Source organism: Cohnella nanjingensis (genome assembly GCF_014212125.1).
Lineage (GTDB): Bacteria > Bacillota > Bacilli > Paenibacillales > Paenibacillaceae > Cohnella > Cohnella nanjingensis.
Genome location: NZ_JACJVP010000030.1, coordinates 72,639 through 91,345, shown reverse-complemented (window position 1 = coordinate 91,345; position 18,707 = coordinate 72,639). Strand labels below are relative to the sequence as shown.

15 protein-coding genes are annotated in these 18,707 nt (G+C 59.8%); 6 read left to right on the top strand and 9 right to left on the bottom strand.

Translation table 11 applies throughout. From position 1 onward, the window contains the following. The 5 genes from H7C19_RS18800 (at position 1) to H7C19_RS18780 (ending at position 9,136) form a co-directional block, all read left to right on the top strand. Positions 1-873, top strand: coding sequence for a carbohydrate ABC transporter permease (locus tag H7C19_RS18800; RefSeq protein ID WP_185670589.1), 873 nt, complete (start codon positions 1-3; stop codon positions 871-873). Between the two features lie 73 nt (positions 874-946). After that, the gene (locus tag H7C19_RS18795) at positions 947-2,545 is read left to right on the top strand and encodes an extracellular solute-binding protein (protein WP_185670588.1); all 1,599 of its coding nucleotides are present in this window, start codon (positions 947-949) and stop codon (positions 2,543-2,545) included. Between the two features lie 24 nt (positions 2,546-2,569). Then, the gene (locus H7C19_RS18790) at positions 2,570-4,927 is read left to right on the top strand and encodes a helix-turn-helix domain-containing protein (RefSeq protein WP_185670587.1); all 2,358 of its coding nucleotides are present in this window, start codon (positions 2,570-2,572) and stop codon (positions 4,925-4,927) included. 17 nt (positions 4,928-4,944) lie between these two features. Continuing rightward, entirely contained in the window at positions 4,945-6,678 is a 1,734-nt protein-coding gene (locus H7C19_RS18785; RefSeq protein WP_185670586.1) for a DUF8769 domain-containing protein, read from the top strand. A 487-nt stretch (positions 6,679-7,165) separates the two neighbouring features. After that, positions 7,166-9,136, top strand: a complete 1,971-nt coding sequence (locus H7C19_RS18780; protein ID WP_185670585.1) for an acyltransferase family protein — start codon at positions 7,166-7,168, stop codon at positions 9,134-9,136. Positions 9,137-9,205: 69 nt separating this feature from the next. Here H7C19_RS18780 and H7C19_RS18775 read toward each other — a convergent pair whose 3' ends face one another. From H7C19_RS18775 to H7C19_RS18735, 9 genes are all read right to left on the bottom strand, one after another. Continuing rightward, positions 9,206-9,520, bottom strand: a complete 315-nt coding sequence (locus H7C19_RS18775) for a winged helix-turn-helix domain-containing protein (protein WP_185670584.1) — start codon at positions 9,518-9,520, stop codon at positions 9,206-9,208. After that, the gene (locus H7C19_RS18770; RefSeq protein WP_185670583.1) at positions 9,513-10,136 is read right to left on the bottom strand and encodes a hypothetical protein; all 624 of its coding nucleotides are present in this window, start codon (positions 10,134-10,136) and stop codon (positions 9,513-9,515) included. Before H7C19_RS18770 ends, H7C19_RS18775 begins: the two co-directional genes overlap by 8 nt. A 45-nt stretch (positions 10,137-10,181) precedes the next feature. Beyond that, the gene (locus H7C19_RS18765; protein WP_185670582.1) at positions 10,182-10,928 is read right to left on the bottom strand and encodes an ABC transporter permease; all 747 of its coding nucleotides are present in this window, start codon (positions 10,926-10,928) and stop codon (positions 10,182-10,184) included. Further along, a complete protein-coding gene (locus H7C19_RS18760) occupies positions 10,925-11,863 on the bottom strand; it encodes an ABC transporter ATP-binding protein (RefSeq protein ID WP_313731800.1) in 939 nt (312 codons plus the stop codon). Before H7C19_RS18760 ends, H7C19_RS18765 begins: the two co-directional genes overlap by 4 nt. A gap of 99 nt (positions 11,864-11,962) precedes the next feature. Beyond that, positions 11,963-12,397, bottom strand: a complete 435-nt coding sequence (locus tag H7C19_RS18755) for a Dps family protein (protein ID WP_185670581.1) — start codon at positions 12,395-12,397, stop codon at positions 11,963-11,965. A 266-nt stretch (positions 12,398-12,663) separates the two neighbouring features. Then, positions 12,664-13,800, bottom strand: a complete 1,137-nt coding sequence (locus H7C19_RS18750) for an ROK family transcriptional regulator (protein WP_185670580.1) — start codon at positions 13,798-13,800, stop codon at positions 12,664-12,666. After that, positions 13,797-14,999 carry an MFS transporter gene (locus H7C19_RS18745; protein ID WP_185670579.1) on the bottom strand — a complete coding sequence of 401 codons (1,203 nt, stop codon included), beginning with the start codon at positions 14,997-14,999 and terminating at the stop codon, positions 13,797-13,799. Before H7C19_RS18745 ends, H7C19_RS18750 begins: the two co-directional genes overlap by 4 nt. A 36-nt stretch (positions 15,000-15,035) precedes the next feature. After that, positions 15,036-16,163, bottom strand: coding sequence for a Gfo/Idh/MocA family protein (locus H7C19_RS18740; protein WP_185670578.1), 1,128 nt, complete (start codon positions 16,161-16,163; stop codon positions 15,036-15,038). A 4-nt stretch (positions 16,164-16,167) separates the two neighbouring features. Next, positions 16,168-16,992, bottom strand: a complete 825-nt coding sequence (locus H7C19_RS18735; RefSeq protein WP_185670577.1) for a sugar phosphate isomerase/epimerase family protein — start codon at positions 16,990-16,992, stop codon at positions 16,168-16,170. Between the two features lie 281 nt (positions 16,993-17,273). Here H7C19_RS18735 and H7C19_RS18730 point away from each other — a divergent pair, with 281 nt between their 5' ends. Then, positions 17,274-18,701 (top strand): aldehyde dehydrogenase family protein, encoded by a 1,428-nt coding sequence (locus H7C19_RS18730; protein WP_185670576.1) that lies wholly within the window; start codon positions 17,274-17,276, stop codon positions 18,699-18,701. Positions 18,702-18,707 lie beyond the last annotated feature (6 nt).

The following is an 18,707-nucleotide window of genomic DNA, read 5'->3' as shown; positions in this document are numbered from 1 at the left end:
ATGATCCGATCATCCGGGATTTTCCGCTGGATTAACGCCATACTGCTCGCTTGCTTTGCCTGCGCCACTTTGTTTCCGTTCGTCAACGTGCTCGCGGTTTCTTTCAGCAGCAGCGCCGCCATCAACGCGGGCGCAGTTTCCGTATGGCCCGTCGAGTTCAACTGGAGCGCTTACCGTAACCTCATCGAAGACGGACAGCTCGCCGTCGCGATGAAAAACACGGTCGTCATAACGGGCGTCGGCACGGCATTGAACATGCTTTTCACCGTGCTGGCCGCTTATCCCCTATCGAAGCGGCGCTTGCGGGGACGGAATGCGATGCTGATGGCCGTCCTGTTCACGATGCTTTTCGGAGGGGGGCTTATCCCGAACTTCTTGCTGGTCGGCGGGCTCGGGTTGATCGACTCGTATTGGGGGCTTTGGCTGCCCGCGCTCGTTAGCGCCTACAATATGTTCGTCATGAAGTCGTTTTTCGAAGGGTTGCCGGAAGAACTGGAAGAATCCGCTTCGATCGACGGGGCCAAGGACTTGACGATCTTGTGGAAGATCGTCCTTCCGTTGTCGATGCCCGTCATCGCGGCTTTGACGTTGTTCTATGCCGTCGGCTGGTGGAATTCCTACTTTAACGTTCTGATCTACATCAAGAGCACAGACAAGCTGTCCCTTACGGTCAAGCTTTATCAGATGCTGCAGAACGTCGGCTCGGAGCTGCTCCGGACGACGAACGGGGAAGGCGTCTCGGAAGCGACGATCACGCCCGAAGGGATCCGCGCCGCTTCGATCGTTATCGCGATATTGCCTATTCTCTGCGTTTATCCGTTTCTGCAGAAACATTTCGTCAAAGGCGTTCTGATGGGATCGGTCAAAGGGTAGGCCGTTGGCGCCATGCGCTATTGTTATCGATCGGCAATTCCATTAAGGTGAAATAAGGAGGAGTCACATGTATATGGCAAAGAAAAAGCGGACGGCTTCGATCTGGATGGGGTTCTTGGCGGCAGTTATCCTTCTCTCCGGCTGTTCGGGCGCCGGAGGCGAAGCAACCGAGACCGGAAGCGCCGCATCGCAGACCGGCGGCGATCAAGGGGATCCCTACGACAAGCTGCCCAAGAACGTCAGCATCTCCATGTTCGACCGGGGACAGGTATCGAGCGACGAGGGGACGTACGAGGATAACCGCTGGGTCAAATGGATCCGCGAACAATCGGGCATCAACCTAAGCGTCGTGCCCGTCCCGCGCAACCAGGCTCAGGATAAACTGAACGTTCTGATCGCGTCGAACCAGGCGCCGGATCTGATTTGGGAATATGATCGCAACTACATCGGAAATCTGGTCACGCAAGACGTCATTCAGCCGATCGACGATTATATCGAAAAATACAGCACGACTTACAAGAAATATTTGGAGGAGAATCCCGATCTTAAGCCATATATCACCTTCGACGGTAAAATCTACGCCATGGTCACCCGCAGAACGATCAGCACCGTCGCAAACCATGGTATTTGGATCCGGCAGGATTGGCTCGACAAGTTGAATTTGAAAGCGCCTACAACGATGGACGAATTCATCTCGGTCGCGCAAGCCTTCAAAGACGGAGATCCCGATGGCAACGGAAAACCGGACACCGTGCCGGTCATCGGCTATACGACGGGCGACGAATATGCCGCGATGTTCGGCACGGACTGGGTGGACTGGTATCTCGAGGACGGCCAAATGAAATACGGACCGACGCTCGACCGATACGGCGACGCGTTGGCAACGGAGAAAAAGATCTATGAGCTCGGGCTGGCCGACAAGGAGTACTTCACCGACAAAGACAACTCCAGGGCGAAGCAGCTGTGGACGACGGGCAAGGCCGGCATCTGCATGTGCCAATGGGGCGGGAACACGACGACCATGAACCGGGACCTGCTGACGAACGATCCGAACGCCAAGCCGGTGCCGCTGGAGCCGGTATCCACCAAATACGGCAAGTACGGAACTTATCAGGAGACGCCTGCCTACATTTACGTTACGTTCAACAAGAAGATGAAAAACCCGAAAGCCGCCATTCAATATTTAGACTGGATGATGGATAAAGGCTGGTTCCCGCTGACTTACGGGCTGGAAGACACGCATTACAAATTGGTGAACGGCATTCCCCAGAAGACGGACGCGGAGAAAGTGAAGAAGGAAGTGGCGTACGCCAGCGAGTATGCCGTCTTGAGGCCGCTCGAGGAGAAGCCGGAGGACCTGCCGATCAAAGCGGCGCAGGATCCGTTGTCCCAGCAGCTTGCCCAATTGGAGATGAATTCTCTCAATACCGTCATGAAAAACAAATTCCGGCGCGATATTCCGTATCAGCCGAACATTATCGAGATCAACGAGCTGAAAGCGTCCTTCCAGAAAACGGTCGACGAGCTCCGCGCGAAAACGGTCACCCAAAGCGGCTATTCCGCGGATCAAGCGCTAGCGGATATTCGGAAAGAGTGGAAGCGCTTGGGCGGAGACAAAGCCGAGCAGCTGGCGCAGGATTGGTACGAGAAGAACAAAGACAGCTTTAAGTAAATCCGCGAAACGGGGGAACAGGGCATGGGCATCTTTCGATACCGGTCGACGAAACGGACGGTTTTGGTGCTGATCTTGCTTCTGTTCCTCGTCGTTTCGGTCATTTCTTTTCTATCGTACGTGGTGGCCACGAATCGGTTGAAATACGAGTCGACGAATACGCACATGGCTTTGCTTAGTCAGATCGATCACAAAATGGAGCTCGTGTTGAAATCGATCGACAAGGAAACGATCCAAATGTTCCAGACCGAGGATGTCCAAACTTTTTTCGATTCCGATATGAACGAACAGCAAAGCCGAGTCAACGCCTACCGGCTCAGCAGCTATTTCACCCGGTTCGTCAATGCCGAGGAGTACATCTATTCGATCGATTTGTACTCGTACGTCCGCAAGCAGCTGTTTTCGGGAAGCTCCCTGCAGGAGGATCAAACGCCGAAGGATTACGATTGGATTCGCCAATTCGCAAGCTTCGACGGATATCTGAAATGGCTGCCCACCCGAAAGCTGTCTCTGAACGCCTCGAACTTTCCGATATACCGAAACGTCGTGACGCTGGTCCGCACCTATCCGCTCATTCATTCCCCGGGATATCGACGCGGCGCCATCGCGATCAATATCAAGGAAGAAGCGCTGTATCAACTGCTGACCGACGCGAACAACCGAAGCCTTGGCGAAACCTTCGTGCTGAATCCGGACGGATTCGTCGTATCGGCCGCCGACAAGAACCTGTTGGGTCAAGACATGAGCGGGGCCGATGTCGCGGCACGCGTAAGGAGAGGAACGGAGGAAGGACATTTCCAGATGGAGGTCGACGGCGAGAAGTGCTCCGTATTCTACGTCACATCGGCGTACACAGGCTGGAAAATCGTCAACGTCGTCCCGGAGATACAGTTGAACAAACCACTCATCAACGTACGAAACGCGCTGACCGTCATTGCCGTTATCTTGTTTACCGCAGCCGGCAGCCTGGCCGTATTGATCGGGCTATGGACGCTGAATCCGGTGAACCGGTTCGTCGCCAATCTATCCAAGAAACTGGGGACGCATCCGTTGTACGCGGGGGCCGATTGGAAGCAAGACAACGAGTTTGCCGTGTTCGAAAACGCGGTTCAGGATATTCTGACGGACAGCGAGCAGCTGCAGAAGCAAATTAAGGAGAGCAAGCCGATTATGAAATGGCGGCTTCTGACGGAGATTCTGACCAATTACCCGGCCCATTACGGGAAGATCGGGCAATATATGGAGCTGGTCGGCGTGCAGCTGCATCCGAACCATTTCATCGTCATGAGCGCGGACTTCGACGGGAAGCCGTTCGCAGGCTCCCCGCGCGATTTGCATCTTTATGCCTACGCTTTATGCAACGTGGCGGAGGAAGTGATGAATGCCGAAAGCAAGGGAGCGGCGATGGAGTGGGAGGATGGACAATGCGCGATCATTCTCAGCTTCGGCGACGATGACGTCGGGAAGCATGCGCTGCGCGCGGTAGCCGTCGCCGACATGCTCAAAAGCTTCGTTCGGGAGCAGTTCAAACAGACGATCACGATCGGGATCGGCGGGGAAGTTCAAGAAATGCGCGAAATCTACCAGTCCCATAAGCAATCGCTGGAAGCATTGAAATACAAGCTCGTCTTGGGCAACCATTCGACCATCGCGTGGGACGACATCCAGGATTACCGCACGGGCTCGGGCAAATTTCGGCGGTTGTTCGCTTTCACGGACAGCATGGTCGATACGATCAAGCTGCTCGACGAAGCGAAGCTGCAGGTCCAGTTACGAAGCTGGTTCGATTCGCTCGCGTCGACCGGCGTCCCTCCGGACATCATCAAACAACTCGTCGTACAGCTGCTGATGAAGGCGGTCGTCGTCGCGGGGGAGATCGGCGTGGAACAGGAGGACCTGATTCCCTCGCAGAACGTTCATGAGGCGCTGGAGCAGCACGAGAGCCTGGAACAAATTCGGACGTTCACGACCGGTCTCCTGACCGCGCTCATCGGCGGGATCCGCACCCGACGGAACAGCCGGGAGAAAAACGCCGCGATCGAAAACGTCTTGCGCTTTATCCGGCAGCATTACATGCGCGCAGATCTGTCGCTGAACTATTTGGCGGACGAATTCCGCATGAACGTCTCCCATCTGAGCAAAATTTTCAAAGACTATACCGGCACCAACTTTATCGACTACCTGATGGAGCTGCGGATTGAGACATCGAAAGAAAAGCTCGCGAGCGGCAACGTGAAAATCCGGGATATTGCCGAGTCGGTAGGCTATACGAACGTGAACAGCTTTACCCGGATTTTCAAAAAAATGACCGGCTTAACCCCGAGCGAATACCGGGAGCGGGAATGGCTGAACGGAGAGAACGAGAACACGGGAACGATATGAAAAGGGAGGAACGCGGGATGACAGAACATTTCCCGGATCAACGGCCGTTGCTGATCCGGCAGCTGCGTGCCTGGGAGGAATCATTCGACGAAGAGATCGGCTTGCTGAAGCTGCCCTTCCATAGTCCGGGCTATCACACCACGTTGACGGCGGAGGCGTATCCGCTCGTACATCCGACATACCCGTCGTCGCTCTATGCGGTAGCCCTGCTGGACAGCGGTCTGGAACAATACGAGCAGCGGGCGTTCGCCGTTATCGGCCGGCTTCTGACGCTGCAGGATCGCGATCGGGAAAAGGATACGTACGGCATTTGGCCCTGGTTCTACGAGGAGCCGCTTGCGCGGATGTCGCCGCCGGATTGGAACTGGGCGGATTTTATCGGCAAACAGCTGGTGCTGGCGGCATTGCGGCATGGGCGGAGGCTGCCGGACGAACTGAGGCAGCAGGTCCGCGAAGGCGTCATCTGTGCATGCGAGGCGATCGTCAAACGGGACGTCGGCCCGCATTATACGAACATCGCCATCATGGGCGCCTTCGTCACGCTAATCGCCGGGGAGCTTTACGATCGTCGGGATTTCGCCGATTATGGGCTACGGCGGTTGGAAAAACTGCACCGTTATACGGAACGACTCGGTACGTTCCAAGAGTTCAACAGCCCGCCGTATTCCGTCATCGCCATCGTGGAATTATCTAAAATCCAGGCGGCGACAGGCCATTCCCGCGCGAAGGAATTGGCGGCCGATTTGTTGGATGGCGTCTGGCGAATGGTGGCGGAGCATTTTCACCCCGCCTCGAAGCAATGGTCCGGCCCGCATAGCCGCAGCTACGGCACGGTGCTCACGGATAAGGCCAAATCGTTCCTGCAGCTCGCGACCGGCAACGAACTCGTCTTTTTCCCGGACGACGATCTCCCTTACGATGTCGATTGGTACGCGAGCGGATTCCGCTGTCCGGAGAAATACGCGCCTTTATTCGTCCGCCAAGAAGAACGGTCGCTGAAGACGAGGTATTTCCGGAACGAAGAAACCGGCTTCGAGAAATGGGCGGACACGTATATGACGCCAGGCTTCTCGATCGGCGTATTCCGTGAGGAGATCATGTGGAATCAGACGCGGGGGTTGATCGCCTTCTTCGATAACGGAGGAGAAGCGACGTACTTGCGGCTGAGGTGCCTCCATGACGGCTACGATTATTGTTCCGCGGTATTGTCGGCCGACGCCGACAACGGCCACTACCTGCTGGGCGTTCATTTCCTCGCGAACGGCGGGGATACGCACCCGGGACTCGACCGGATCGACGGCTTCATCGAAGCTTCGGATCTCCGCCTTCGCATGGAGATCGGCGGGGCGCTGGATCGCGTAGCCGCCGAATCGAACGGTAGGGCTTTAACCGCGGCGATCGGTCCGATTCCGATCAAGCTGCAGACGCTGTTCGCCTCATTTCACGAGCGCCTGGAGGATGTGGAAGGAGATGCGGATCGGAAGGGCTGGCGCTGGGAGATCGCGAGGGAAGAGGAGGCGTTATGCGCCGACCTGGTCTTGTATTCGGGCGTCCGGAAAACCATAGATTTTCGCGCGCTGCGCAAGGCCGCGTTTCTGTTCTCGTTCTCCGTCGGCGAGGCGTCGCCATGGCCGCAAATCGCTGTTGAAGAACAAGGGGAACGGGTAACGGCCATCGTATTGCCGGACGAGCGCAACGCCCTGCCCCGCCGATTGTCCGTCGTGCTGAGACCGAAGGAATTAACGCAATAGGTTTGCCGGCTGGTCATCCTGGACGTTCCTGCCGGCATAGGATAGAGGGAAGCCGATTCGCCTGCCGGATCGGAAGCCCGTCTATATTAATGGCGTTAAACAACCGCATATCGAAGGCTAGAAGCCCTGTTCTCCATCTGTGAAAAAATAGTTGGAGAAAAGGGCTGTTTTTTTCGATAAACCGTGAACATCTTCTCGTGGTGCGACGTCTAATTGGGTGTGAGTCGAAAATGCTCGAACGCTTGTCTGAAAAGGAGCAAAACCAAGGGAGGGATGCCCGCATTAGGCGTACGAATTGAGCGGTTAAAACGCAGCGCAAGATCTTGACACTTGCAAGAAAAGAAAATAGGAAAGGGCAGAAGAAATATGGATTTACGAGCATATGCGCATCCGCTGGGCATGCGCGATAAAAGAAAGACATCGGGGATTGTAACGCTGCAAGATCGTTGCTCGGAAAGTGTCAAGTGCTGCAAAGGAGACCGCTGGCATGCCTAAACCGAATCAACGACATTTTCGCTACATGCCGGGGTTGGATGGGCTCAGAGCGTTAGCCGTTATGGCGGTTATCGCGTATCATCTGGGCTTCGGATGGGCTTCTGGAGGCCTCCTGGGTGTAGGGATGTTCTTTGTGCTGTCCGGATATCTGATTACGGATCTGCTCGTTGCCGAATGGCAGCGGGACAAGGGAATTAATCTGCGTCAATTCTGGCTTCGCCGGGCGCGCAGATTGTTGCCTGCCATGCTGCTGGTGCTGGCAGCGGTCCTGATTGTACTGGCGTTATTCGATCGGTCCCGAATCCCCGCGCTGCAAGGCGACGTGTGGTCGGCCGTCACTTATACAAGCAACTGGTATTTGATCTTCCATCAAGTGTCTTACTTCGAGAGCTTCGGCCCGCCTTCTCCGTTCGGCCACCTTTGGTCGCTTGCGGTTGAGGAGCAGTTCTATCTATTGTGGCCGTTGCTGCTGCTCATAGGCTTGCGGTTTGCGCCGCGCCGCGGCCGTCTGGCGCTGATCATCCTCGGCGCCGCCGCGGTCTCCGCGATCGCGATGGTCTGGATCTACGAACCGGGCTCCGACCCGAGCCGGGTGTATTACGGGACGGACACGCGCGCTTTCGGGCTGCTCATCGGAGCCGCGCTGGCGCTGATCTGGCCGAGCGCTAAGCTGCAACCGACCCTGTCCCGCAGCGGCACGCTGCTGGTGGACCTGATCGGCGTCGGCGGCCTCGCGGCCGTGCTGCTGATGATGGTGCGAATCGACGAATACGATGCGTTCCTCTACCAAGGCGGCATGGTGCTGTTGTCCATCGCCACGGCGCTCGTCGTCGCCGCGCTCGCCCACCCGGGGGGCCGCATCGGCGGCTGGCTCGGATGGAAGCCGCTCCGCTGGATCGGGGTACGGTCATATGGCATCTATCTATGGCACTATCCGGTCATCGTCCTGACCAACCCGACGGTCGATACGAACGGACCGAGCATCTGGCGGACCGTACTCCAGATAGGCGTGACCGTCGCCCTCGCGGCGCTGTCATACAAATACGTGGAGGACCCGATTCGCCGCGGGGGATTGCGCAAACTCTGGGAGCGCGACGGGCAAGGCATTCGGCGTCCCTGGTCGGGACGCGTTCGCGCCAGACTGGCCGCGATCTTCTCGGTGGTCGCGCTCATTACGTTCTGCGTGTCGTGCACCGGGGATGCCGACAACCATCAGGTCAGTGCGAAGTCGCCGCCGGCCTCGCAAGAATCCGGCGGTCTGACGACCGTCGGCGCTTCGAAGCCGGCGCAACCGTCCCCGACGCCGAAGCCGTCGCCGGCTGGCAAAGGAGATACGGACGCGCCGTCCAAGGTTCCGACGGCTACGCCGCAACCCGATTCGAAGCCCGCGGAAGCCAAGCCGCCAGCGAAGGATCAAGGGACGAATCCGAAGGGCGGGGCGCACCCTCCCGCCAAGCCGGGCACGGCACAAGGCGCTGCCTCCGGGAAAGGCGTCACGGCGATCGGCGATTCCGTCATACTGGACATCGAGCCATATCTCGAGAAGCTGCTCCCGGGCATCGTCATCGACGGCAAGATCGGCCGCCAGATGTCGTCTGCGCTCGAAGTACTGGAGCAACTGCAATCGGATGACAAACTCGGAGAACGCGTTATTATCGAACTCGGGACGAACGGCTCCTTTACGAAGAAACAGCTCGTGAAGGTGCTTGATTCGCTGCAAGATAAACAGCAAGTCGTGCTCGTGAATACCCGCGTCCCCCGCAAATGGCAGGACACGGTGAACAAGATGTTGGCGGATGTCTCGAAGGATTATCCGAACGTGACGCTCGTGGACTGGTATGCGTTCAGCGAAGATCACGACGAGTACTTCGGGAAGGACGGCGTACATCTCGGCAAGACCGGATCTCAGGCTTATGCCGGTCTCGTCGCGGAGAACGTTCAAGCCGCCCGCAAAGAGGCATAGAACCATTTTATATCGCAACGAAAAAGGACCCTTCCGGGGTCCTTTTTCGTGGGAACGCATATGCGGCCTTTAGGACTTGGGCAGCTGCGTCATCCGAATGATTCGCTCCAACTGTTCGATATAATCGCGAAAGGCCTGGATGCCGAGCTCCGTCGCCGAGCAGAGGGTCTTGGGGCGCTTGCCGGTAAACGTCTTGGTCACTTGGATATAGCCGGCATTCTCCAATACCCGAATATGGTTGCCTAGATTGCCTTCGGTCAGCTGAAGCTCTTGCTTCAACGTCCCGAAGTCGCATTCGCCCTGAACGGTCAGCAGGCTCATGATCCCGAGTCGCGCCTTGGCATGGATCTTCTCGTCGATCGCGTCGAATAGATTGTCACCCATGCCGCCGTCTCCGTCTCTGCAGCATCCAGCCCGTGACGACGATACTCCCTCCGCCCAGGAGACCGAGGACCAAGTATTGGTAATCCATCCAGAACAGGCGCGTTAGAATGGCCAAGACGATAAACCATATGCCGAGCAACATGGCGCCTTGACCGACGAGCGCGCCCAGGAAGACGTAGGCGACCCCGATGAGCATAAACCAGAACAGCGCCGCATAGGTCATGTTCACGATATCCGTCGCCATCATGAAGCCGCCTGACAGCATGAGCATGAGGAACGGCAGTCCGAACGTCCAGCCGGCCGAACCTGCAGGCTCCGAGGCGTTCTTCCGGAAGCCCCGGGATTGCCTTATGCCGACCCAAGCGGACAAAGCTCCGCAAACGAGCGTGCCGAACGACCAAAACCACATGGGCCATTGCGTCTCGTCGATCTGCATGCCGATGAAACCGACGACGAGATAGGCGCCCCAGATCAACAGATAAGGGGCGGCGTTCGGCAGCTTGCGGCGATTCCGCTCGATCAGCTGCTTGATAAAATCAATGTCGCGCAGCGCTTGCACCGCTTGCGGCGAAGAGGGCGCTTGCGAACGGGGTGATTCCGAATCGTGATTCGGCATGGCGGCATTCCTCCGGTTGCGAAGATGAAGATAGAGACGTTGATGTTAGGATTCCCAGCGGAACAACAGAAAGGCAAGCGCGAGGCAAAGGACCGCGAAGCCGGCGAGGACCGCCCATTCCAGCCCGAACGAGAAGATCGAACCGCCCAACCATACGCCTTGCGCCAAGTTGACGAAGTACGTCATCGGGATCCATTCGGAGACGTGCTGCAGGAACGTCGGGAAGATGTCGAGCGGCATGGTGATGCCGGACAGGAACAGCATCGGGAAGAAGAAGATCATCGCGAGCCCGCTGGCCGCCCCGGGAGAATTGGACAGACCGGATAAGGCGAAGCCTAAGCTGAAGAACCCGATGCATCCGAATAGGATCGATACCAGCAGCTGGGCGATCCCGGCGGCGGTGACGTCGATGTTCCAGACCAGCTTGGAGACGATCAGGATCTCCGCCGCGCCCGCCAGCACGAGGCAGACGCCTTGAAGGGCATGGGAGGCCAGGACGTTCCATTTCTTGACGGGCGTGACGCGGAAGCGCCGCAGGATGCCGCTCCCCCGGTACGTCACCATGTTGATCTGCAGGGTGAAGACGGAGACGGACAGCACGTTCATGACGCAGAGCGCGGGAACGTACGAATCGATGTAACGCGTGCCTTCGATCGCGCCCGGCTGATTGCCGAAGATCTGGCCGAAGATGAGGAGCATGAGGATCGGATAGATCAAGATCCAGAACAGCGTAAGCCCATCCCTTAAATACAGCCGGAAGTCGAATGCCGCCAACTTCAGATAGGTGTTCATTGCGCTTGTCTCCTCTCCTGCAAAGTCAATTGGCTGAAGACGTCGTTCATCGTCGCATCGCCGAGCCGCAGTTCGCTCACGAGCCAATTCTCCGATTCCGCCAGCCGGAACAAGTGCTTGAGCGTCTGGTCGAGGTTGCTGGAATGGAGGACGATCTCTTCCCCGAGCCAGTCGGCCTGAACGACGTAGGGAAGCGAAGAGAGGCGATGCTGCGCGGCGGTTCCCGGGTTCCGAAAGCTGATCCGCCGGTTGCCGCCGAGGCGGGCGATGAGCTTGCGCGGCGTATCCAGCGCGACGAGCCGGCCCTTGTCGATGACGGCGATGCGGTCGCACAGCGCTTCGGCCTCTTCCATATAGTGCGTGGTGACGACGATCGTACGGCCTTCATTGCGCATCCGCACGATCATCTCCCACATCTCGCTGCGCGCGTTCGGGTCGAGGCCCATGCTCGGTTCGTCGAGGAAGACGATCTCCGGGTCGTTGATCAGCGCCAGCGCGAGCGAGACGCGCTGCTTCCAGCCCCCGGACAGCGACTTGTAAGCGGTTTGCTGTTTGTCGTCCAGCCGGAGGGAGCGGGAGAGCTGTTCGACGTCGGCCGTCTTGCGGTAGAACGAGGAGAAGAGCTGCAGGAGCTCCCTGACCTTGGCGCGGCCGGGAATCGAAGTGGACTGCAGAAGCACGCCGTAACGCTGCTTCAACGCTTCGCGGTGCTTGCCCACATCCAGTCCCAGCACTTCGATCTGCCCTCCGTCCGGCGTCCGCAACCCTTCGATCATCTCGATCAGCGTCGTCTTCCCGGCGCCGTTCGGACCGACGATGCCGAAGATCTCGCCTTGGCGGACGCCGAAGGTCATATCCTGCACGGCGATAGCGGAACCATATTGCTTGCGAACTTGCGTTAATTGAATGGCGTTCGCAACGTTCGTCGTCTCCACATGATCAGCCCCTGACTATAAATAAAAAACAGATTACTCTGTAATTCAGAGTAATCTGCGGAGGGGATAAAGTCAATAGGCCGGACTAAGCGATCCGTGTTAACCTAAGAAGGCGTTCAACATCCATACGCTCTTCTGGAGGTCGGCGACCATGCCGATAAACAGATCGGCGGTCGGTTCGTCATGGGCGGCTTCGGCCGCCGCGATGCCTTCATTCAGTTCCTCGACGAGGCGGCTGAAGTCTTGCGCTATCGCGGCTACCATCTGCTCGGCGCTCTCGCCGCCGGCCGCTTCCGAGATTGTCGCCAGCGACAGGCTCTCTTTCAACGAAGAGACCGGACGGCCGCCCAGCGCCAGCAGACGCTCCGCGAGAACGTCCATGCGCTCGGCCGCTTCGCCGTACAGCTCTTCGAATTTGGCATGCAGGGTGAAGAAGTGCGGGCCTTTGACGTTCCAGTGGAAATGATGCAGCTTCGTGTAAAGGACGGTCCAGTTGGCGATTTGTTGGTTGAAGACGTTGCTTAATGCAGTCATCGGTAAATCCTCCTCTAAATTTAAATTTAGACTTAATCTAAGTACTGAAACCATCATATCACGTCGTTCGTTTCCGATCATGAAGATTGGATGAAGATGGCCGATGGATTTTTACGCGTTGGGGATCGGGGGGTGCACGTTGGAACATGGGTGCGAAAGGGCTTGAATAGGGAGCGGAAAAGCAAACGCGCGCAACTAAAAAGGCCGATCGCTCGGCCTTTTATCATTGCAAGACGATTGGACAGTCTGTGAGCCGAGATGGCGAATCAATCGACGGCGACCGGCCGGAGGATCTCGTGCAAGCCCAGCGTCGCCGCGCCGATGGCGGCGCCCTGCTGCCCCCATCGCGCCGCTCGCACCGGCGTCGGCTCCTTCGACGCCCGCTCGCTGCGGGCGATCAGCCGGCACAGCCGCTCGAATACGTCGGGACGATCCGCCAGCCAGCCGTTCACGATCATCTGCTCGGGGGCCAAGAGCTGAAGCATCGCGCCGCATGCGTCCGCGACCCCTTGGAGGACGCGCTCCAGTTCCTCATAGAGCGGACCGCTCTCCGCGGCGCCGAGTTCGGCGAAGCGTCGCGCGGTCTCCTCCGGCGCCGCGCCTGCTGGGAAGAGGTCGGGATGGGCCGTCTTCAAGCGAGCGGACAGATCGACGGCGCCGTAAGGATACAGCGAGCCGGTGCGGCCGGCTCTGCCGTCGCTGCCCCGGTAGATCTGGTTGTCGATGACGATGCCCGCGCCGACCGTGCGGTCCAACAGCACGTAGAGGATCGTGCGATAACCTTGGGCGACGCCGTTGTATCGCTCGGCGAAGCCGGCAGCCTCCAGGTCGTTGACCAGCCGGACGGGGACGCCGTAGATGATCTCGAGCTGTTCGCCGAGCGGCATGTCTTCAAGCTGCAGCGGGATCGCGCTGACGATCCGGCGCTGCGCGCCGTCGATCCGTCCCGGTACGGAGACGCCGATCCGGCGGAGAAGCGGGAGATCGATCCGCTGTTCGTCCAGGAATCCGTTCACGAAGGCCGGCAGCCGTTCGGCGATCGCTGATTTGCCGACGAGCCGGGGAAGATCTCGAGCGGCTACCACGCTGCCGCGCAGGTCGAGCAGCACGCAGCGCGCATGAGCCAGATCGATGCCGAGGACGTAGCCGCCGTCGGCTTTGATCCCCAGCATCGTCATCCGCCGTCCGACGCCCGTGCCGGATATGCCGGTCTCATGGACGAGGCCCTCTCGGAGCGATTCATCGACCAAGCTGGAGACGGTGGAGGGGCTCAGCTTGGTGAGCCGCGAGAGCTCCACCCGCGAGATCGGCTCGTGCTGATCGATGAGGTGGAGCAGCAGCGACTTGTTGATCTGACGCAGCATCTGCTTGCTGCCGGTCTTGGCGTTGCCGGTCTTGGTCATGCGGCAGTCTCCTGTTCGCGCGCGGGCACGCTTCGCATCATCAGCAGGAAGCCGATCGCGCCGAGAAGCGCGACGCCGGCGCTGATCCGATAGAGCGCGTGGGGGCCGAGATGCTCGAACATCCAGCCGCCCGCCACGCCCGCGATGATGCCGGAGACGCCGCCCCAGCTTAGGGCGTACACCGCTTGTCCGGTCGACCGGTAGGCGGCGGGGATGAGCCTAACGGTCAACTGCGTGCCGATATAGTAGTATCCGCCAAAAGTCACGCAATGAAGCAGTTGAATCCAAATAATGCTCCAGGCCGTATCCGCGACGCCCATGAGCAGCCAGCGCAGGGCGTATAGCGCGCTGACGGTCGCAAGGCAAGCGATCATATGGCGCATGCGGCCCGGCATGTAGCGATCGAGCAGCAGGTAGACGGGCGCCTCCAGAATGGTGGTCGCGAACGTCGACCAGCCTACGATCGAAGCGGATCCGCCGAGATCTTGAATATAGATGCCGATGAAGGTCTGGTTGAACGAATTCGGCACCGAGACCAGGACGCCGAGACCGAGCAGGAGGAGAAACGGCCGATTCATCAGGACCTGCGACAGCTTGCCGCCCGCGAAGGCGGACGGCTTCGCCGCCTTTGCGACTTTTGCCCCGCCGCGGGGCAGGAAGAACGCGCTGACGATCGCGATGAGGATCATCGCGTCGAAGACGATCCAGAGCCGGCCGATGCCGAGCTTGCCGATAAGCGGCCCCGCCGCGGCTGCCGTCAGCGCCCAGCCGAGGGAGCCCCAGAGCCGGAAGGCGCCGAATTTGTGCCGGGTCCCGTCGATGACGTTCAGCACGAGGCTGCTGCTCTGGGTGAACAGGGGACTCTGGAACAGGAAGAAGACGAGCATGCCCGCGTAGATGAGCGCCTCCTCGCGCAGCGAGAAGACGATCTGCATGACCGCGAAGTTCCCGATCAGCGCGATGACGAGGATGCGGCGGTTGTCGCGCAGCCGGTCGGCCCAGTAGCCCCAGATCGGATTGGCCACGAGCGCGACCACCGGACCGCCGGCCAAGAGCGCGCCGATCTCGACGTTCGACCAGCCCAGATCCCGCAGATAGATGGCAAAGAAAGTGCTGTAAACCGCCAGTGCGCCGTACATGACAAAATTGAAGATCTGCAAAATGCGCACCGTGGACGGCTGAACCGTATGTTCGCCCATCGTGGATGACCGGTCCTTTCAAGTAGGGTTGGGCGTTTAGAGCCGGACGGAACGCGAGACGGAAAACTCGCGCACCTCGTCGGCCGTCACTTCGCGGCCTTTTTCGTGAGACAGATACAAGCCTTCGCTGATGAGCATCGTATGCAGGGCGATCTCCGCCGTATTCAGCAGCGGCACCTCGCCGCGCAGCGCGGCGACCCAATGATGCTGGGAGGATTCGTAGGCGTCCGGGAATTCGCTGAGCCGGCGGCGGCGCAGATCGGCCAAGTCGAGATCGATCTTGCCGTCGACGTCGAGATCGGCGGTCGTCGCGTGAAAGGAGAAGCCGTGCCGTTCGCCGTTCGAGATCGAACCGGGGAAGCGGATGCCGCCTTCCGAGCCGACGATGGCGCTGCCCTCGAAGCCGCCCAGGCTGATCGCCCAGGATTCCGCGATATCGAGCGTGATGCCGCCTTCCAGCTTCACGAAGCCGGCGGCGAATTCCTCGACGTCGAAGCCGCTGTTCGCGCGTCTCGCTTCATCCATCGCCATCTCCTGGTAGAGCTGCCCCGAGATGCGCAGCGGGAGCGGGTTGCCGAGCAGGTAGAGCAGCTGGGAGATATGGTAGACGCCCATGTCGAACAGGGCGCCTCCGCCGGCGATCTCCTTGCGCGTGAAGGCAGGCGTGCCGTACCCGTCCACGTAGGGGCGATTGCGGCGGCGGAAGCCCGTCGAGCGGGCATGATACAGCTTGCCGAGCTTGCCGGCGTCGATCAATTGCTTGGCGGTCTTGGTCTCCTTGGTATACAGCTGCCCGAGCTGGATGTGCAGCATGCGGCCGGCGCGCTTGGCCGTCTCCACCATCTTGAGGCCGTCCGCGTAGGCGCCCGCAATCGGCTTCTCGCAATAGACGTGCTTGCCGGCCAAGAGCGCTTCGGTCGAGACGGGTTCGTGGAAGTTATTGTGCAGGCAGACGTCTACGGCATCGATGTCAGGCTGCGCGAGCAGCTCGCGAAAGTCGGAGCAGACCTGCGGAATGCCGTATTGTTGCGCCACCCGATTCGCTTCCTCGGCGTTCAGGTCGCAAACCGCCGCGATCTCCGCGCCGGGAATCGACGCATATCGCTCCAGATGCTGCTTGCCGATTTGTCCGGCGCCGATCAGGCCGATCTTGATCGTCTTCATGGGGTCAGGCTCCTCTCGTTGCGGCTTCGTCCGCGGCTTGCGCTTCGGATAGCCGGACTTTCACTTGCGCGAGCAGATGCTCGATCTCCGTATAAGCGGTAGGGGCGGGCGCATTGTACTCGACGCCCCAGTAGCCGCGATAGCCCGCGTCCCGCAAGCGGCGAATGACGTTCGGCGCGTCTTCGGCGGCAGCCGTCTTGGCGTCGAAATGCGTATGTACGACCCATGGGGCGACTTGCGCGTCGCCGGCCTCGCGGTCTTCGTTCCAGCGGCCGATGTGCAGCAGGATGCCGTAGGCGGGATCGTCGACCGCCTTCGCGAGCCTGGCCATCTCGCTCGGCACGAGGGAAGGACCCATATGGTTCTCCGGCCCGATCTTCATGCCGTGGTCGCTCGCGAACCGGCAGTACGATTGGTACTGGCGAACGATCCATTCGAACGCCTCCTCCGAGAACGCCTGATCGCCGTATCCGCCGGTATCGATCCGGACCGTCTCCGCTCCGAGCAGGACGGCCGCCCGAAGGTGGGCTTCCGCGTTGCGCCGCAGCGCCTCGCGCGCGTCGGGATCCGGATCCCAGAGATGGGCCGTATCGACGGCGATATTGACGAGGCGAAGCTCGCGTTCGTCCAGCGCCTCGCGGACTTTGCGGAGGACCGATTCGTCGAAGAGCGTCAGATAGGGCTGCGTCCGCTCCGCGATCTGGGCGTTCCACAGATCCACCGCGTTCAGCCGGTACCGGTGCTTGACCGTCTCCAAGTAGCCGAAGACGTCCATCTTGCCGTCCAGGAACAGGTTGTTGAAGGAATAGCCGCCAAGCGAGATTTGCATGAGATCGTACCCTCCGCTTCGATTAATTATTTCGATGAGAAAAATAATTCGGAACTACTATGAATATAGGAGGGACCTGCCGGGAAGTCAACGCTTTTTTTAGTCATACGGAATGGTTAAGTTTTACGCCTAACTATCTCTGTATGACCTCCGATAAAAACGTGTCGCCCTTTTCCGAAAAGACGGCAGACCGTTTTTACTTGGTACGTCAGGCGCGCAAGTGCTATTCTGTTTATATTCGAAAGGTTTAGTGCTTAAGTATACGGAGGAGGTTGGCGCACATGCAGCGCAAGTGGTTGTGGATCGAAGGTCGGAAGGCGGAGACCGAGGCGTACGAGACGCTGTCCGCGCCTTACGGAGGGGCGCCGCTCGCCGAAGTCGCGCTGGCGTCCGAAGCGGACGCGGATCGGGCTATCGCGGCAGCCGTGGCGGCGAAGCCGGCGATGCGCGCGCTGCCTGCGCACGCGCGGTCTGCCATCCTGGAGCGGCTCGCGGAACTGTTGGACGGCCGGCGGGAGGAGGCCGCGCGGCTCATCGCGCTGGAGGCGGGGAAGCCGCTGAAGGCGGCTTACGCGGAGGTAGACCGCACGGTGCAGACCTACAAGTTCTCCGCGGAAGAGGCGAAGCGCATTCACGGCGAGACGATCCCGCTCGACGCGGCGCCCGGCGGGGAAGGGCGGCTGGCGTTCACGCAGCGGGAGCCCGTCGGCGTCGTCGGCGCGATCACCCCGTTCAACTTTCCGATGAATCTGGTCGCGCACAAGCTCGGACCCGCGCTGGCCGCCGGCAATACGGTCATCCTGAAGCCCGCGCCGCAGACGCCGCTGACGGCGTTGTTCGTCGCGGAGCTGCTGGCCGAGGCCGGGCTGCCGGACGGCGCGCTGAACGTCCTTACCGGGGACGGCAAGCTGCTCGGCGAGAAGCTCGTGGCCGACCCGCGCGTCGACGCCCTCTCGTTCACGGGGAGCGTCGGGGTCGGGACCCGCATTCGCGCGCAAGCGGGGCTGAAGCGGGTGACGCTGGAGCTGGGCTCGAACAGCGCCGTCATCGTCGACCGGGACGCGAACGTGGACGCCGTCGCCGAGCGTTGCGCCGCGGGCGCTTTTTCCTATCAGGGGCAAGTCTGCATCTCGCTGCAGCGAATCTACGTGATGCCGGAGATCCGGGACGCGTTCGTGGAGAAATTGAAGGAAGCCGCGAGCCGCCTGCGCATCGGCGATCCGCTGGATCCGGAGACGGACGTCTCGGCCATGATCTCGCCGCGCGAATCGGAACGGGCGCTGGACTGGATCGAGGAAGCGGTCGGGCGCGGCGCGAAGCTTGCGGCCGGCGGCACGCTGACGGACGGGGTATTGGCGCCGACGATCCTGCTGGACGTGCCGCATGATGCGCGCATCTCTTGCCGGGAAGCGTTCGCTCCGGTCGTCCTCGTCAACCTGGCGGAGTCGATCGAAGAAGCGATCGCGCGCGTGAACGATTCGGCGTACGGCCTGCAGGCGGGGATCTACACGAACCGGCTCGACACGGCGCTGCAAGCCGCCGAAGCGCTGCGCGCCGGAGGCGTACTCATCAACGATATCCCGACCTTCCGCGTCGACCATATGCCCTATGGCGGCATCAAAGAGAGCGGTATCGGCCGGGAAGGCGTCCGGTACGCGATCGAAGAGCTGACGGAGACGAAGCTCGTCATCTTCAACCGGAACGCGTAACCGGGT

Coding starts and splice junctions, on each gene's coding strand:
- H7C19_RS18800 (WP_185670589.1), top strand. CDS start 1: ATGATCCGATCATCCGGGATTTTCCGCTGGATTAACGCCATACTGCTC.
- H7C19_RS18795 (WP_185670588.1), top strand. CDS start 947: ATGGCAAAGAAAAAGCGGACGGCTTCGATCTGGATGGGGTTCTTGGCG.
- H7C19_RS18790 (WP_185670587.1), top strand. CDS start 2,570: ATGGGCATCTTTCGATACCGGTCGACGAAACGGACGGTTTTGGTGCTG.
- H7C19_RS18785 (WP_185670586.1), top strand. CDS start 4,945: ATGACAGAACATTTCCCGGATCAACGGCCGTTGCTGATCCGGCAGCTG.
- H7C19_RS18780 (WP_185670585.1), top strand. CDS start 7,166: ATGCCTAAACCGAATCAACGACATTTTCGCTACATGCCGGGGTTGGAT.
- H7C19_RS18775 (WP_185670584.1), bottom strand. CDS start 9,520: ATGGGTGACAATCTATTCGACGCGATCGACGAGAAGATCCATGCCAAG.
- H7C19_RS18770 (WP_185670583.1), bottom strand. CDS start 10,136: ATGCCGAATCACGATTCGGAATCACCCCGTTCGCAAGCGCCCTCTTCG.
- H7C19_RS18765 (WP_185670582.1), bottom strand. CDS start 10,928: ATGAACACCTATCTGAAGTTGGCGGCATTCGACTTCCGGCTGTATTTA.
- H7C19_RS18755 (WP_185670581.1), bottom strand. CDS start 12,397: ATGACTGCATTAAGCAACGTCTTCAACCAACAAATCGCCAACTGGACC.
- H7C19_RS18750 (WP_185670580.1), bottom strand. CDS start 13,800: ATGACCAAGACCGGCAACGCCAAGACCGGCAGCAAGCAGATGCTGCGT.
- H7C19_RS18745 (WP_185670579.1), bottom strand. CDS start 14,999: ATGGGCGAACATACGGTTCAGCCGTCCACGGTGCGCATTTTGCAGATC.
- H7C19_RS18740 (WP_185670578.1), bottom strand. CDS start 16,163: ATGAAGACGATCAAGATCGGCCTGATCGGCGCCGGACAAATCGGCAAG.
- H7C19_RS18735 (WP_185670577.1), bottom strand. CDS start 16,992: ATGCAAATCTCGCTTGGCGGCTATTCCTTCAACAACCTGTTCCTGGAC.
- H7C19_RS18730 (WP_185670576.1), top strand. CDS start 17,274: ATGCAGCGCAAGTGGTTGTGGATCGAAGGTCGGAAGGCGGAGACCGAG.